The following is a 15,983-nucleotide window of genomic DNA, read 5'->3' on the forward strand; positions in this document are numbered from 1 at the left end:
CGTCAGCCCGCGCGCAAATCTTCGAGGTAGATCCGCACCGCTTCCTGCACGTGGCGGAAACGGTCGCCGCCCAGATGTTTGCCGCCGAACCAGCGCGTGACGACGATGATGTGGTCATAGAGCTCTTCGCGCTCGAGCATCCGCAGGATCACCATGCCCGCTCCCGCCTAGCCATCGTCGTTCTTCACCGGAGCCTCCGCCGTCAGAAGCGCCCATGTGTTATGCGTGGCCTTTGCGTATTTCTTCTTCCGGCACAGCTCCTTGACGAAGGCCTTGGCCTCCTCCTCGGAGGCGCAAGGGCCGCCCGAGACCGCGTATTTCGAGCCGCGGTCGCTGATGATGTTCTCGAGGATGCGCATGGCGCTGGTATAGGGGCCAAGCGCCGAAGCGGCAAGGGCGGGCAGCGGACCCAATGGCCCGCCGCCCTGCCCGCTCAGCCCAGTTTGCGCAGGCGCGCGATCAGCGAAGAGGTATCCCAGCGGTTGCCGCCCATCGCCTGGACGTCCTTGTAGAACTGATCGACCAGCGCGGTGACGGGCAGCGAGGCCCCGATCTCGTCGCCGGTCTTGAGGCAGATCCCCAGATCCTTGCGCATCCAATCCACCGCGAAGCCGAAGTCGAATTCGTCCTTTGCCATGGTCTCGTAGCGGTTGGCCATCTGCCACGAGCCGGCGGCCCCTTGCGAGATCACCTCGACCACGGCAGCGATATCCAGGTCGGCCTTCTCGGCGAAGTTCAGGCTCTCGGCGAGACCCTGCACCAGACCTGCAATCGCGATCTGGTTGCACATCTTGGTCACCTGCCCCGCGCCGCTTTCGCCCAGACGGCGGCAGATCTTGGCATAGGCGTCGATCACCGGCTCGGCCTTGTCATAAGCCGCCGCGTCGCCGCCGCACATGACCGACAGCTGGCCGTTCTCGGCCCCGGCCTGCCCGCCCGAGATCGGCGCGTCGATGAAGGCCACGCCATGGCCCGCCGCTTCGCCCGCCAATTCGCGCGTGACGGCTGCCGAAACCGTGGTGTGATCGACGAAGACCGCGCCGGTTTTCATGCCCTTGAACGCGCCATCCTTGCCGAGGCAGACCTCGCGCAGGTCATCGTCATTGCCGACACAGGACATCACGAAATCCGCGCCTTTCGCGGCCTCGCGCGGCGTTGCTTCGGCCGACCCGCCATGCTCGGAGACCCATTTCTCGGCCTTGGCACCCGTGCGGTTATAGACCGTGACCTCATGGCCCGCCGATGCGAGATGCCCCGCCATCGGATAGCCCATCACTCCAAGCCCCAGAAATGCAACTTTCGCCATCGACCTCTCCCTTGCGTGAATACGAAACCGCGCCCCGTGTAGCGCGAGCGCGTTGATTGTAGCGCCGGGCTCAACTACTAACGCGCCAACCGGGCGCGTCAACTCATGCGCCGGGAGGCGGGATTTCGGGTGAGGCGCGCAGAGGGCTCGATGTATAAGGCATTTCGATGGGGCGTTCGGCTGATCATGGCCGCGATCGTGGGTGTGGTGCTCGTCGGGGGGCTGATCTATTTCTTCGCCTCGCGCTCGCTTCCTGATTACGACGCGACCTATAAAGTCACCGGGCTCACCGCCCCGGTGGAGATCGTACGCTCCACCGAGGACGTGCCGCATATCTTCGGCAAGGACGACCCGGATGCCTTCTTCGCACTGGGGCTCGCCCATGCGCAGGACCGGCTGTGGCAGATGACGCTGATGCGCCGCACGGTGCAGGGGCGGCTGTCGGAAGTGTTCGGTCAGGAGACGCTGAAAACCGACGAGCTGATGCGCCGGATGGGCCTGTATCAGGCGGCGGTCGACTCGGTGTCCTCGCAGGACGATTACACCAAGGCCGCGCTTGAGGCCTATGCGCGGGGCGTCAACCAGTGGATCGAGATCGTCAACGAGGGCGCAATGGGGCGCGGCGCGCCGGAATTCTTCCTCTTCGACAGCAAGATCTCCTATTGGACGCCCGCGGATTCGCTCGCGATCATGAAGCTGATGGCGGTGCAGCTGTCGAACCAGCTGCAAGACGAGGTGCTGCGCGCCCGTGTGTCGCTCGTCGGCAAAGACCTCGTGCGCGACATCATGCCCGACGATCCGCAACAGGCGACCGCTGCCCTGCCCGATTACGCGAGCCTGTTCCCGACCATGCAAAAGGGCATTCAGACGGCGGAGAACGGGGCGCCGGGGGCGTTCTCTCCCTTCCCCGCACGTGGCTCTGCCGGTGCGTCAAACGCATGGGCTGCGGGGCCTGACCGCTCGGCTGCGGGGGGCGCGCTTCTGGCCAACGATCCGCATCTGGGTCTGACGGCGCCCTCGATCTGGTATCTGGCGCGGCTGCAACTGCAATCTGGCGGCGTGATCGGCGGTACGATCCCGGGGATGCCGCTGGTGCTGTCGGGCCGCAACAAGGATCTGGGCTGGGGGCTGACCACGGCCTTTGTCGACGATCAGGACCTGCATATCGAAGAGATCGATCCCGACGATCCGACGAAATACCGCACGCCTGACGGCTGGAAGCGTTTCAAGACCAAGCGTGTGATCGTCGAGGTGAAGGACGCCAAGCCGGTCACGCTGACCCTTCGCTGGACCGATAACGGTCCGGTGCTGCCCGGCAGTCATTTCGATCTGGCGACCGTCACGCCGCCGCATTCGGTGATGTCGCTCAGCTGGACCGCATTCGATCCGCAGGACACGACGATGACCGGCGCGATGGACCTGATGCGGGCGCATTCGATACCGCAGGCAATGGATGCGGCGAAGAAGATCGTCGCACCCGCGCAGAACATCACGCTGGCCGACAAGGACGGGGTGGCGCTGGTCACCGGCGGGAAAATCCCGCTGCGTGACCGGGCGAATGACACGCAAGGCCGGATGCCGAACGCGGGCTGGAAGCCCGAGAACCGCTGGAAAGGCTTCCTGCCCTTCAAGGACAACCCGCAATTCGTCGAGCCGAAAAGCGGCATCGTCGTGAACACCAATAACAAGACGGTGGACCGGCCCTTCCCCTATAACGTCTCGTTCCACTGGGGCGACACGCAGCGCATTCAGCGCCTGTCGAAACTGATGGGCGAGCGCGAGGTGCATTCGCGCGACAGCTTCATCTCGGCGCAGCTCGACACGGTGTCGCCTGCCGCGCGCGGTCTGCTCCCGCTGGTCGGTGCGAACCTGTGGTATACCGGTGATCCCGCCCCCGCCGGCACGCCCGAGCGGATGCGTCAGCGCGCGCTCGAGATGCTGGCGAGCTGGGATGGCGAGATGTCCGAGCATCTGCCCGAGCCGCTGATCTACGCCGCCTGGATGCGCGAATTGCAAAACCGGCTGATCCGCGACGAGCTGGGCCCGCTGGCGAAGAAATTCGACCATCTGGAGCCCCTGTTCATCGAGCGCGTCTTCCGCGACACCCAAGGCGCGAGCCATTGGTGCGACATCATCCAGTCGGCTCCGAAAGAGACCTGCAGCGATATCGCGCGGCAGTCGCTCGACGCGGCGCTCTTGGATCTGTCGAAGAAATACGGACCGAATATCGAGAGCTGGCGCTGGGGCGACGCGCATATCGCCGAGCAGGACAATCAGGTGCTGGGCAAGGTGCCGGGACTGAAATGGTTCGTGAATATCCGGCAGTCGACCTCGGGCGGCGATTTCACCCTGATGCGCGGTCGCACCAAGGGCGGCGACGGATCTGACCGCTTCGCCAACGTCCATGCGGCGGGCTATCGCGAAGTGCTCGATTTCGCGGATCCCGACAGTTCGGTCTTTATCATCTCGACCGGGCAATCGGGCCATCCGCTGAGCCGCCACTACGACGACCTGTCGGAACTGTGGCGCTCGGGCGAATATATCCCGATGTCGCTCGATCCGGCGCTGGCACGCGCGGCGGCGGCGGGGATCACCCATCTGGTGCCGAAAGGTGCGGCGAAACCGGGCAATTGATCCGGTTTGAAACTCGGGGCGTACGCAGGCCCGCCCCGGTTCGCGCCCTCAGTCCTCGCGCATCGTGCGCTGCACCTGATCGGCGACCGGCTTGAGCAGATAGGAGATCGCGGTGCGCTCTCCGGTCTGGAAGAACACCTCCACCGGCATCCCCGGGCGCAGGCCGCGCCCGTCGGGCAGCACCGGCGCCTCGGTCAGCGCGACGGCGCAGAGGTAATAGCTCCCGCCGCTTTCGTCCTTCGTCGCCGAGGCTGCGACCACGCGCACCTCTCCCGCCACTTCCGGCGTCGTGCGTTGGTTGAAGGCGGTGAAGCGCAGCCGCACCGATTGGCCCGGCATGACCTGATCGATATCGGTGGTGCGCAGCCGCGCCTCCACGATCAGCTCGCCATCGGGCACGATCGCCATCACCCGCTCGCCCGGCGCGATCACACCGTTCACCGTATGCACGCCCAGCTCGTTCACCACGCCTGCGATCGGCGCGCGGATCTCGGTGCGCGAGAGCCGATCGCGTGCGGCCACGGCGCGCTCATGCAGTTCGGCCAGTTGGGCGTCGATATCGCGAAGTTCCTTCTGCGCAGCGGTGCGGGCCTGATGGTCCAACTCGAGGATACGCAGGTTCGACTCGCTGATCTGTCCCTTCACGCGCGCGATATTGGCCTCGATCTCGCCCGAGACCCCGTCGAGCCGCGCCATGTCGCGTTCGACCTCGGTGATCGCGCCTTTCTCGGTCAGCCCTTTCTTCAGCAGCTTCTGCAGCCGGTCATGATCTTCGCCGCGCAGACGGCGTTCGATCTCGTTCGACTGGCGCTGCGCTTCGAGCGCGCGGATCTCTTCGTCAAACTGGTCGACCTGAGACAAAAGTTGGTCGCGACGCAAATCCTGCATCGCGCGGTCATGGGCCAGCAGCTGACGTTCGCCATCTGCAATCGCAGCCGTCTCCTCGGCGGTCTCAAATCCGTCCGGGAACACGATCTCGGCGGCGCTGTCGCGCACCGCGATCAGCCGCGCGCGGCGGCCGGTGAATTCGCGGATCTGGGTCTCGACGATCCCCAATTCGGAGCGGAGCTGCGTATCGTCCAGCAGCACCACCACGTCGCCCGCCTGCACCAGATCGCCGTTCTCCACGCGGATATCGCGGATCACGCCGCCATCCGGGTGCTGCACGACCTTCAGTTGCGATTTCACCGCAACCTGCCCCTGCGCGATCACCGCGCCGGAGAGTTTCGCCTGCGCCGCCCATCCGCCGAAGACGAGGATCAGCGCGCCCAGAAACGCCGTCGCGAACAGGATGCGCGCACGGATCGAGAACAGGGCCGGATCGTTGTGAGTCTTGGTCATTTTCGGTTCCCCCCACCAAAAAATCGCGCGCAGCCCGTCAGGCGGGCACGTCGCAATCAAACAGGAAATTGGTTTCTTCGAGCGTGAGATGGCCGTCGAGTTCGATCTCGAAATCGTAATCCTCGATGCTGCCATCCTCGTGCTGCGCGCTCAGCTTGGCTTTCACGACGGTGAATTCATGCGCGTCTTCTCCGTCTTCGATCTCGTAGGCTACGAAAACGCCGCCGCGTGCCTCGGGAACCTCGCCGGTCGCGCCTGCAAAGAACAGGCGCATCTCGCCATAGCCTTCGCCCATCGGGTCGATCTGCGAGAGGTCGATCCGGTCGCCGGGTTCGAAATCGGTAATGCGGTCATGGCCTTGGCCCGCGTTCTGGATAGATGCGAGCGAGGTGAAGACGAAGACGTCCTCTCCCGCGCCACCAGAGAAGAGGTTGCAGGCATCGCTTGCAACCAGCTGATCGGCGCCTGCGCCGGAGGTGACGTTCTCGATGCTGACGAGAGATGCCTCGCCCGCAGCGCTCGTCATCGTCCCGGCAGATAGCTCGACGGTGACCGACTCCGCGATGCGGCTGAGGTCGAGCGTGTCGGATCCTCCGCCGCCATCGTAGCTGTCGCCCGAGGCCTGCGAGATCTCTGCGACCACGATGCGGTCCTCGCCCGCGCCACCGGAGACGAGGTCTTCGCCTGCGCCGCCATCTAGCAGATCGCAACCTTCGCCGCCCATCAGCGTGTCGTTGCCCGATCCGCCATCGATGCTGTCCGCGCCCATGCCGCCGTCGAGATAGTCGTTGCCGTCCTCGCCATGCAGCGCATCCGCGCCCGCCTCGCCGAAGACGATATCGTCGCCTGCACCTGCGAAGACCGTGTCATTGCCCGCGCCGCCATAGATGACATCCGCGCCCGCGCCACCAATCAACACGTCGCAGCCATCGCCGCCGTCGAGCATGTCGTCGCCTTCGCGGCCATAGAGGATGTCGTTGCCCCCCTCGCCCCGGATCGCGTCGCGGTCGGGCGTGCCGGTCAGCAAATCGTCCTCGGTGGTGCCGATCACGTCATGATAGTCCGGCGGCAGGATCAGTGCCGTCGCGGTCTGGCCGATTGCCAGCTCGCCATCGCTGAGGTCGTAGGTGATGACCAACTCGCCCTCGAACCCCTGATCGGGTTTGATGAGCCATTCGCCCTCGCCATGGGCGATCACCTCGCCCCCTTGGGCTTGCATCGACAGGATCGAGAGCGGATCGCCGTCGGGATCGCTCGCCCCGCTTAGCAGCACCGCCGCGACGATGAAAAAGCTCTCGTCGCGTCGACCGGGTGAGAGGCGCACCGGGCCATTCGTCTCCGGCGCGCGGTTGCGTGGAACCTCGGGCGCCGGACCCGGCGGACGGGGCTCATCAGGCGCGCGGTCCCCGCTCTCGCGCGCCTTGCGCGCCGCGGCACGGGTCGAGGAGAAGACCGGAACTTTCGGAAAATCGAACTCCTTCACCTCGATCGCCTCGGGGAAGAAAAGCGTATCGTCCTGCGCATCCACCGTCGCCTTGTGCTTGGCGTGCCAGCGTTGCGGAGAGAGCGCGAAAGGTGCCGGATTTGCGCCCGGGAACAGGATCACGTTCTCGGGCAAGGGATCGGGCTGCTCCTCCTCCTGCGCCAGCGCGGCACTCGGCCCCATTTCGGGGATGTGATGCGCGTTCGGCGTCTGCGGGCTGGCGGGGGCGTCGGGATCTGCCGGGGGGTGGGCCGGGCCGTCCTGAACACCTTCCGCCTGCGCCGCATCCGTGCCGAAGAGCTTGCGCGCGAGCGCCGCCCAGGCAAGAGCTACCAGCCCCACCGCCACGCGGCCGGGCCAGACCGAGCGCCCCTCGGGCGCACGGTATTTCTGTATCGGCGCGAGGGCCGCTTCGTCATCCGGGATACCGAGCTTGAGCTTGTCCTGTTCCATGGCTCAGCCCACCGCCTGTTCGATGCTGTCCCCCAGCTCCGCCGCTGCTGCGGGGCGTTTGCCCTTGGGCAGCGGTTTGAGCCCGACGGATCGATTGACGATCTCGTCTTTCGGACCGAAGGCCACCAGCTTGCCGCCCTGAACGAAGCCCACGAGATTGACGGATTCCAGCGCCTTGGGGCGATGCGCGATCACCACGACGATGCCGCCACGCGCCCGGACCGACGCGATGGCCGCGCTGAGCGCCGCTTCGCCATCGGCGTCGAGGTTCGAGTTCGGTTCGTCCAGCACCACGAGGAAGGGCGCGCCATAGAGCGCGCGCGCCAGACCGACGCGCTGACGCTGGCCCGCGGAAAGCGAGGTGCCGAAGGGGCCAAGCTGCGTCTGGTAGCCGTCGGGCAGATGGATGATCGTCTGATGCGCGCCCGCAGTCTTCGCCGCCGCCACCACATCCGCATCGGTCGCGTCCGGCGCAAAGCGCGCGATATTCTCGGCGACCGTGCCTTCCATCAGCGAAACCTCCTGCGGCAGGTAGCCGATATGATCGCCCAGTAGGTCCACCCGCCATTGATCAAGCGCCGCGCCGTCGAAGCGCACATGGCCCCGCAGCAGCGGCCAGATGCCGACGATACCCTTGGCGAGCGTCGTCTTGCCCGAGCCCGAAGGCCCGATCAGGCCGAGCGCATCGCCCGATTTCAGATCGAAGCTGACATCGCCCAGCAGCACCGCACCGGAGCCCGGCGCGACGACCGTCATTCCCTCGACGGTGAAGCTCTCGGTCGGCGCGGGCAAGGCGACCATTGTGTCATCATCCTCGAGCGTCGCGAGCGTGTCGCGCAGCCGCGCATGGCTGCGGCGAGCCGCCACGAAGCCCTTCCAGTTGCCGATCGCCATTTCCACCGGCGCGAGCGCGCGCGACGCGGCCACCGAACAGGCGATGATCGCGCCGGGCGACAGCTCGCCCACGATGGTCAGGTAAGCGCCAAGCCCCAGAAGCGCCGATTGCAGCATCATCCGGGTGACCTTCGACAGCCCGCTGAGCGTGCCGGTGATGTCGCTGGTGCGCGCATGTAGGCGCAGATGTTCGGCATTGGCGGTGTCGAACCGCTCGACCGCGCGGCGACCGAAGCCCATCGCGTGAAGCACATCGGCATTGCGGGTGTTGGTGTCGGCGATCATCGCGCGGGCGATGGAGGCCTTCTGCAGCTCCCGGCCCGAGCGGCGCGACATCATTTCGGTGATGACGGTCAGCGTGATCAGAACGCAGGCCCCGCCGATGGTCATCAGCCCCAGCAGCGGGTGAAGCAGATAGACGAAACCGAGAAACAGCGGCATCCACGGCAGATCGAGCAGCGCAATGGCCCCGGCCCCCGAGATGAAGCTGCGGATCGTGTCGACGTCGCGGCCCCGCTCCAGCGCCTCAGAAGTGGAATAGCCAAAGCGCGGCATCTCGATCGCGACGCGATGCGTGAGCGGCGCGAGGCGGTTGTCGATCCGTGCGCCGACCCGCACGAGGATCTGGTTGCGCAGCACATCGAACAGGCCCTGAAACAGGTAGAGCGCGATGGCGAGAACCGAGAGCGCCAGCAGCGTCGGCACAGAGCCGCTGGTCAGCGCCCGGTCGTAGATCTGCAACATGTAGAACGAGCCTGTCAGCGCGAGCAGGCTGATCACGAAGGACAGGCCGAGAAGAAAGACGATCAGCCCGCGATAGCGGCCGAGACGTTCGGAGACGAGCTCTTCGCTGGCTTGGAAACGGCGACGTGCATTGCTCATGTGATCCTCCCACCAAGATCTTGAGACTTTGAAAAATCACGCCCGGCGGACCCCTCCGCCGGGCGCTACCCCCTTAGTTCACCCCGTTGAAATCAGAGGCGTCGAGCATGTGACGGCCCGCGATGTCGATCTCGAAATCGGCATCCAGATCGTCGTCGACATTGCCCGCGACAATCGTGTGCTCGCCGTCGTCGCGCATCTCGTAGGAGACGCGCAGCTCGCCCGCGGCGCTGAAATCGCCCGCCGCGAACAGGACGAAGGATTGCGCCCCCGCCGCGCCCTGATCTGCGTCGATCCCGCTCAGGTCGATCTTGTCGCCCGGTGCGAAACCGTTGATCCGGTCGCCATCGGCATCGGCCGCGGAGTTGAAGACGAAAGTGTCGTGGCCGCCGCCGCCATCCATCACGTTGACCGCGCTGTTGGCGATGATCGTGTCGTCGCCGCTGCCGGTGATGACATTCTCGAAGCTGTAGATCTGATCCGCGGTCTCGCCGATCATCACCTGACCGTGGCCGTTCGTGCCGTGGCCAAGATCGACCTCGACCGAGGCCTGGATCGCGGCGTAGTCGAGCGTATCCGAGCCCTCCCCGCCCCAGTAGCTGTCGGCCCCGTCGTCCTCGGTCGCGATCACCGTGTCGTCGCCGTCATCGGCAAAGACCATGTCGCGGCCCTTGCCAGCCTCGATCACGTCGTCGCCTTCGCCGCCGAAGAGACGATCCGCGCCCCCGTCACCGAAGATCATGTCGTCGCCTTCGTTGCCGAGCGCATTATCCGCGCCGCCGCCTGCGAAGATGACGTCATTGCCTTCCATGCCGATGAAGGTCTCGGCGGTTTCGTCGCCGACCAGCACCAGCCCGTCGGGCATCGCGCTGTCGGACCCGTCATCGCTGCCGCTGCCGCTATCCGAGCCGTCCGGGTTCGCATTGTCCGGACGCGCGCCGTGGCGTGCATCGACAAGCACGTCCTGCGACCGCGTTCCGCCGACCAGCACGTTGTCGCCGCCGCCACCGTGGAAGACGATGCGGTGATCGGATTCGAGTTGCGAGATGTCCACGACATCGTCGCCATCATCACCGTTCACCGTGATCGTCGAGTAGTTCAGGCTGGTGCCGGTGAAGTCGCCTACGATTTCGACATTGTCGCCGCGCCGCCCGCCGGTATTGCCGCCGTCGAGCCCGCCATTGCCGTTATCGGCGGTCACGTCGAGCGTGTTGATCGTGATCTCCTCGATGTTGGCGAGCTCGGCGATCACCTCGCCATCGCGGGTGATGACGATTTCGGCGGCCGCGTTCTGCACCGTGATATTGGCCGCCATCGCAGCCGCGACAGTGTAGATCACGAAGTTCTCGCGGGTGTTGTTGCCGGTGACAACGAAGCGGTCCCCCGTGGTGCCATTGGCTCCACCATCCACGAAATCGCGCCCGTCGGGCCGTTCCGGCTGGTTGCGACGCGGATTGGTCACGTTCCAGACGATGGTGTCGTTGCCATCCCCGCCGGTAATCGTGTCATTGCCTTCGCGACCGTAGATCGTGGTGTCATTGGTCGCGCCGGTCAGGTCGATCACCTCGTCCGTCGCATCGCCGGTGACGATATCGAAGGTCTCGGTGACCTGCGTACCAGACGCGTCGGTCGCGCGGATCGTGGCGGTGAGCGCCTCATTGTCGCCGAGCCCGCCCTGAATGCGGATCTGATCGTCGTTGGTCCCGGTGAGCAACACACCCGGCGAGCCGGAAAGCAGCTCGTAGGTCGCCTGGCCGCCGAAGGGCACATCCGCGCTCAGCCGGGCGATGGTGCCGCTGCCACTGCTGCCGGTCGCGTTCCACATGATGTCCGACATCGGATCGGGATTGAGCGAGATCGTCTCGCCATTCGCGAACTCGGCCCATTCGACGCCCACGAGGATATCCACCCCATCGGTCGCGACCGGGTTGCCCTGATTGTCGGTGCCGTTGCGCAGATCGGTGATCTTCACCGCCTGCTGGCCGTTCATCGAGATCAGCTCAATCCGGTAGTCCTCGCGGTTGCCGGTATAGAGCGCGGTATCGGTGCCCTCCGTCCCGGTATCGCCGAGGATGTGGCCCAGCGAGCCGTCCGAGAACTGAACGCGGGTGTCGCCGGTGCCGTACCAGTCTTCGATGAAGCCGGTCACGGTCACGCTCTGGTCGTGGCGGTTGTCGCCGATCCAGTAGAGGTTCGAGTCCACGATCACGCTGTCGCCGAAGATGAAATCGGCCTGCCCCGTGCTCTCGTCGCCGCCATCGCCCAAGCCGGTCAGCCGGTCGTCTCCGCCGCCCCCTACGAGATAGTTGTTCATCCCGTTCGAGCCGATGCCGTTCTCATCCGCGCCGGTCAGATCGTCATTGTATTGCGAGCCGACAAGGCCTTCGAGGAAGGCATACTGGTCCATCAGGACCGAGCCGGTGCCTGCGTTGTTCGAAGTCTGCAGGTTCGCGACCACGTTGATATAGGCGTCCTCGTAGGAGCCGATATCCATGTCGCCCTCGGTGCCGTCTCCGTTGAACTCGATCACCGGGTTGAGCTGCGCGGGGCTGTCGCCGTTGAGACGGTCGCCATCGTTCGCGGTCGGGCCGAGGCCCCCTTCGAGCAGGTCGTTGCCCGAGCCGCCATTGATGTTGTCGTCGCCCACGCCGCCGACCATCCAGTCCGCGCCGTTGCCGCCGAACATCTCGTCGACGCTGTCGCCTCCATCCATGTAGTCGTTGCCGTCACCGCCCATCATCAGGTCGGTGTCGCCCTCGCCATAGAGACGGTCATCGCCATCGTCGCCGAAGACCTCGTCGATGCCGTCGCCGCCATGGACCTCGTCATCACCCGCGTTGCCGTGGGAGGTGTCGAGCACACCCGGGCCGGCAAAAATCGTGTCGTTGCCGTTCCCGCCGAGGATGAAGTCGTCATTCTCGTAATCGGTGATGTAGTCGTCGCCGTCGCCGCCATAGATATGGTCGTTGCCCTGCGCGCCTTCGATGCGGTCGTTGCCCTCGTCGCCATAGAGCACGTCATCGCCCAAGGCCCCGACGATGAAGTCGTCGCCCGAAAGGCCGATCACGGTGATATGGCCGTCATTGGCCGGACCGCCGGGGATGCTCTCGGTGAGTTGGACATTGTCGAAGAGCGTGTATTGGCCGGTGCCGTCGGTTTCGACCACGATGCTCAGGCCCAGGCCTGCGAGATCGGCGGGCACGGCATCGGTGCTCAGGGTGACCATGTCCCAGGCATCGTCCGTCGTGACGTCGTCGTCATCGAGCGGCGGCGCGAATACGGCACTGGCCAACACGGTGCCGTCCGCGGCCACCAGTTTGACCGTGCCTCCGGTCGCGACATAGCCGATCTTGTCGCCAACCTTGAGCGTCAGAGTGTAGACATTTCCCTCGACGAGCTCCGTGCCGGTGTCGGCTTTCATCGATGCATTGCGGCCAAGCTGTGCGACCTGCGTGCCTTCGGGCAGGAAGGGCACCGCAGCTTCGGTGGGCGCCCAGGTGCCGCCGGTGCCGTTGAGGGTCCAGCCCTCGATCGCCCCGTTGAGATAGGTGCCGCGCGCATTGGTCGGGGCTCCTGCCGCGACGAGATCCTGCGCCTCGAAGCCACCATTTGCGAGGGCCACGTCGCGCACCTCGTCGGGCAGCCGCTCCAGCGTCGCGTTGAAGTAGTCGTTATCGCCATAGGCGTCATCGACACCCAGCAGACCGTCGCGCGCATTGTCGTGGTAGTCGCCGCTCGAGGTCGTCCCGTCGAGCACATAGGTCGCCGAGGGCGTGGCAAAGGCGTCCGGGATATGCTCCAGCCCGGTGGTGCGCATGATCAGATGGGCGAATTGCTCGCCGATGATCTGGTCGCCGAGATGGTGGCCGACCGGCATCCGGTAGAGGTAGTAGAAGCGGTCGCCATCCTGCAGGCGCTGGGTGAAGTCCAGCATGATGAAGCTGAAGGTGGTGCCCAGCGGGCCGTCGAACATCGCCTGTTCGGCCAAACCGCCGACCCAGAGGTCGATATCCCAGAAGCCCTGATCGCCCTGCCCGCCCGAGAGCGACCAGCCCACACCCGGCGTGTAGGTCGGCTCTCCCGAACCGCGCATGAACATCAGCGCTTCGTCATGCAGCGGATCGGACGCATCGGCTGCGGCATCGAGGATCGCCTGCGCCGCCGCGCGGATTTCATAAAGCTCGCCCGTGCCCGCCTGATAGGCGTCGCGCGCGGCTTGCAGCCCGAAGGTGCCGTCCTCGTCCCGCCCGTAGGCGGCGATGAAGTTCACCAGCGATTCCGGCGTGCGCAGATGCGCCCCGAAATCTTCCCAGCTGTGATAGGGCGCGATGCCGGAGCCGTTGGTGTTGTTCGAGGTGTTCTGGGTCAGCCCGTCGAAGACTTCCATGCGCAGCTCGTTGAGCGTCGGCAGTCCGACATCGCGACCGCGCGCGATATTCAGCGCGGGCAGATCGAGCGGCACACCCACCAGCGACTGTTGCAGCGCGGCGGTGACGAATTCGTCCATCTCGTTGCCCTGCTGGGTCAGCAGACCCGCCGCGATCCCGGACGCGCCATAGATGTCGAACTGATCGGGATTGAGGAAGACGTCGAAGAGCCCCTTCTCGACATAGGTCGGCACGTAGCCCGGCTCGCCCGGATTGACGCCCGCCTCGTCGGTCACCGCGATCTGGACGGTCTCGCGCAGTTGCGAGTGGCCCAGACGGAACACGGCCTGCGCGAATTCGAGGCTGATATTGAGGTTGATATCGGCCGAGTAGGACACGAATTCCGGCAGCGCCGGGTAAAGCGTGCCCATGTATTGGTCGACCGCGATATGGTTGTATTCGCTCTCGGTGATGATGCGTGCGGCCTGATAGACGCGCTCGCCATCCCAGGTGAGGCTGTCGACGATGGCCTGCACAGCCGCGTCGTCGGTCAGATCGGTGCCAGCCCAGCTGTCGAAGGTGATCTGGTCGATATCCACCGCCAGCCAACCTTCATTCGCCGCATCCGTGCCGTTCAGCCCGTCGATATCACCGCTTGCGATCGCATCGCGAACCGCCGACATCATGACGTTTTGCGCCTGGATGTTGTGCTCTTCGTGGAAGACGTGGTGCACCGAGGTCAGCGTGATGTTCTCGTTCACGCGGCCATCGCCCGAGACCTTGTGACGGGCCAGAAGCGCGTCATCGTAGGTGAAGGCGCCCGCATTCGGGTCCGACGCCGGGTCGAGCTCATTGCCCTGGAAATCGGCGCCCGGCGCGGCGCCATGCGCGATATCCAGAAGGATCGCCTGATTGGTGGTGCGCACCTCGCCGATATCGGCCGCGGCGCATTTGCCCTCCATCGCATCCTGCAGGGTCCAGCGCACGAAGGGGTCGTAGCCCGCAGCTGCCACATCGGCGAAGGAGGTGTAGGTCATGCCCCCGATCTCGATCCCGGTCGTGGAAGCGATCGCTTCGAGATCGGCGATGCTCTGATCCGAGCGGAACAGGAAATCGCTCTGCGGGGTGAAGTTCATCCGGCCGATCGCATCTGCGTTGATCCACGGGCAATCGAGCACATCCGTGTCGACCAGTTCGATCCCGATCCGAGCCGCATTGACCTTCATGTCGCCCCAGGTCGCCAGCTCGTCCTTGCCCGTGACCTCCGTGCCATCGGGTGCGACTGCCGCCCCCGTCGAGACGTCGAGTTCCACCAGATCGCCATTCGCATCCGGGCGATGGACGATCCCGTCCTCGGCCCCGGTGATCAGCTTGCCGGTGAGGACGCCATTGGCATCGTATTGGCGCAGCAGCACGTTGACCGACTCATGCGAGCCATAGGTCTGGCTCTGGTCGATCATCAGGCCGGTATTGTTGTTGTAGAGCGGCGTGACGCCCGGCAGTAGGTTGCCGTTCTCGTCGAAATCCGTATCTGGGTTCGACAGCTTCGCGCGGCTCAGCATCATCATGTTCGAGACGCCCGGGATATAGGCCGGGTTCGTCGCGATCATCTCGGGAACGTTCGGCGTGGTCGCCGCATCCACGTAATCCGGGTTCGGCGCATACATCGGATCAATGTAAAGCGGATCGTTCGGGCTCAGCGGGATCATCACCACGCCGCCGGTCTTCTGGATGAAGTCCAGACCGTGATCGAAGAACTGACCGAAGGCCACGAACCATTCGTTATAGGTGACACCGCCGAGGATGCCGGGGTTCGGCATGAAGGCGGTGGTGATGTCGCCCACGACGGAGTTCGACACGTCCACGGCCGAGCCGCCCAGATTGTTCATCGCGGCGACCGCTGCCGGGTTGTAGTTCGGATCGGTCATGTCGACGTTCGAGCTGGTGATCAGCTGCGAGATCAGGCGCGGAGTGGAATCCACCACGACCGAGCTGTTGAGAATGTCGAGCGTCGAGCCGTCCGTGCCGAACTGGTATTCGGCCTGCGCATCCGACATTGCCACCATCATCGACATCGCGTCGACGGTCGGAATGTAACCCTCCGCGCCGGGAGCCACGCCATTTGCGTCGGCCACGAACATCGAAGGCGACATCGACATCGGGTTGTCGACCAGCACCTGCTTGGAGGTTGCGACATAATCGGGATCGTCGGGAAGACGGCCCTCGCTGTCGGGCAACACCAGTGTCACCCACATCTTCTGCACGGTGGCATAAGAGGTGCCGTATTCCGGCTCGGTCGGGTGGTTGGTGGTGAACATGCGCAGGAACTCGGTATCGGCCTGCCCCCAATCGGGATGCACATTGCCGCCGGTCCAGACGATGGTGCCATCCGCGCCGACGGTATAGCCGCCCGCGAGGTTGTTGTTATAGCCCGACACTTCGCGCACCCCGTTCGGGTCGAGCGCGCTCGTCAGTCGGGAATAATCATTCAGGATATTTGCTTGTTGCAGCAGATAGTCGAGATCGGCTCCGGCCAGTTTGATCGTCATGTCAGCCCCCTAAGACCAAATCGGGCCGCATCGCGGTCCCGTGTCACACCCATCGCCGGTGCTTGGCTCATTAG

At 65.0% G+C, this 15,983-nt stretch carries 6 protein-coding genes and 1 pseudogene; 1 reads left to right on the forward strand and 6 read right to left on the reverse strand.

Going from position 1 to position 15,983, the window contains the following annotated elements; all coding sequences use genetic code 11:
* Positions 1-2: 2 nt before the first annotated feature.
* Together BMI85_RS11985 and BMI85_RS11990 are read right to left on the reverse strand one after the other, a co-directional pair.
* Positions 3-359, reverse strand: a pseudogene (locus tag BMI85_RS11985) (YigZ family protein).
* Between the two features lie 74 nt (positions 360-433).
* A complete protein-coding gene (locus tag BMI85_RS11990) occupies positions 434-1,408 on the reverse strand; it encodes an NAD(P)-dependent oxidoreductase (RefSeq protein ID WP_281481026.1) in 975 nt (324 codons plus the stop codon).
* 48 nt (positions 1,409-1,456) lie between these two features.
* On the opposite strand from BMI85_RS11990, the gene BMI85_RS11995 reads away from it, so the two are divergent.
* Complete coding sequence (locus BMI85_RS11995) at positions 1,457-3,940, forward strand: penicillin acylase family protein (protein WP_078601440.1); 2,484 nt, start codon at positions 1,457-1,459, stop codon at positions 3,938-3,940.
* Between the two features lie 48 nt (positions 3,941-3,988).
* Here the strand turns inward: BMI85_RS11995 and BMI85_RS12000 are convergent, their stop codons facing one another.
* The 4 genes from BMI85_RS12000 to BMI85_RS12015 form a co-directional block, all read right to left on the reverse strand.
* Complete coding sequence (locus BMI85_RS12000) at positions 3,989-5,281, reverse strand: HlyD family type I secretion periplasmic adaptor subunit (protein WP_078601441.1); 1,293 nt, start codon at positions 5,279-5,281, stop codon at positions 3,989-3,991.
* Between the two features lie 37 nt (positions 5,282-5,318).
* Positions 5,319-7,217, reverse strand: a complete 1,899-nt coding sequence (locus tag BMI85_RS12005; RefSeq protein ID WP_078601442.1) for a cadherin-like domain-containing protein — start codon at positions 7,215-7,217, stop codon at positions 5,319-5,321.
* 3 nt (positions 7,218-7,220) lie between these two features.
* Positions 7,221-8,993, reverse strand: a complete 1,773-nt coding sequence (locus BMI85_RS12010; RefSeq protein WP_078601443.1) for a type I secretion system permease/ATPase — start codon at positions 8,991-8,993, stop codon at positions 7,221-7,223.
* A 73-nt stretch (positions 8,994-9,066) separates the two neighbouring features.
* Positions 9,067-15,909, reverse strand: coding sequence for a peroxidase family protein (locus BMI85_RS12015; protein WP_078601444.1), 6,843 nt, complete (start codon positions 15,907-15,909; stop codon positions 9,067-9,069).
* Between the last annotated feature and the right edge of the window lie 74 nt (positions 15,910-15,983).

This window comes from Thioclava sp. DLFJ4-1 (genome assembly GCF_002020145.1).
Lineage (GTDB): Bacteria > Pseudomonadota > Alphaproteobacteria > Rhodobacterales > Rhodobacteraceae > Thioclava > Thioclava sediminum.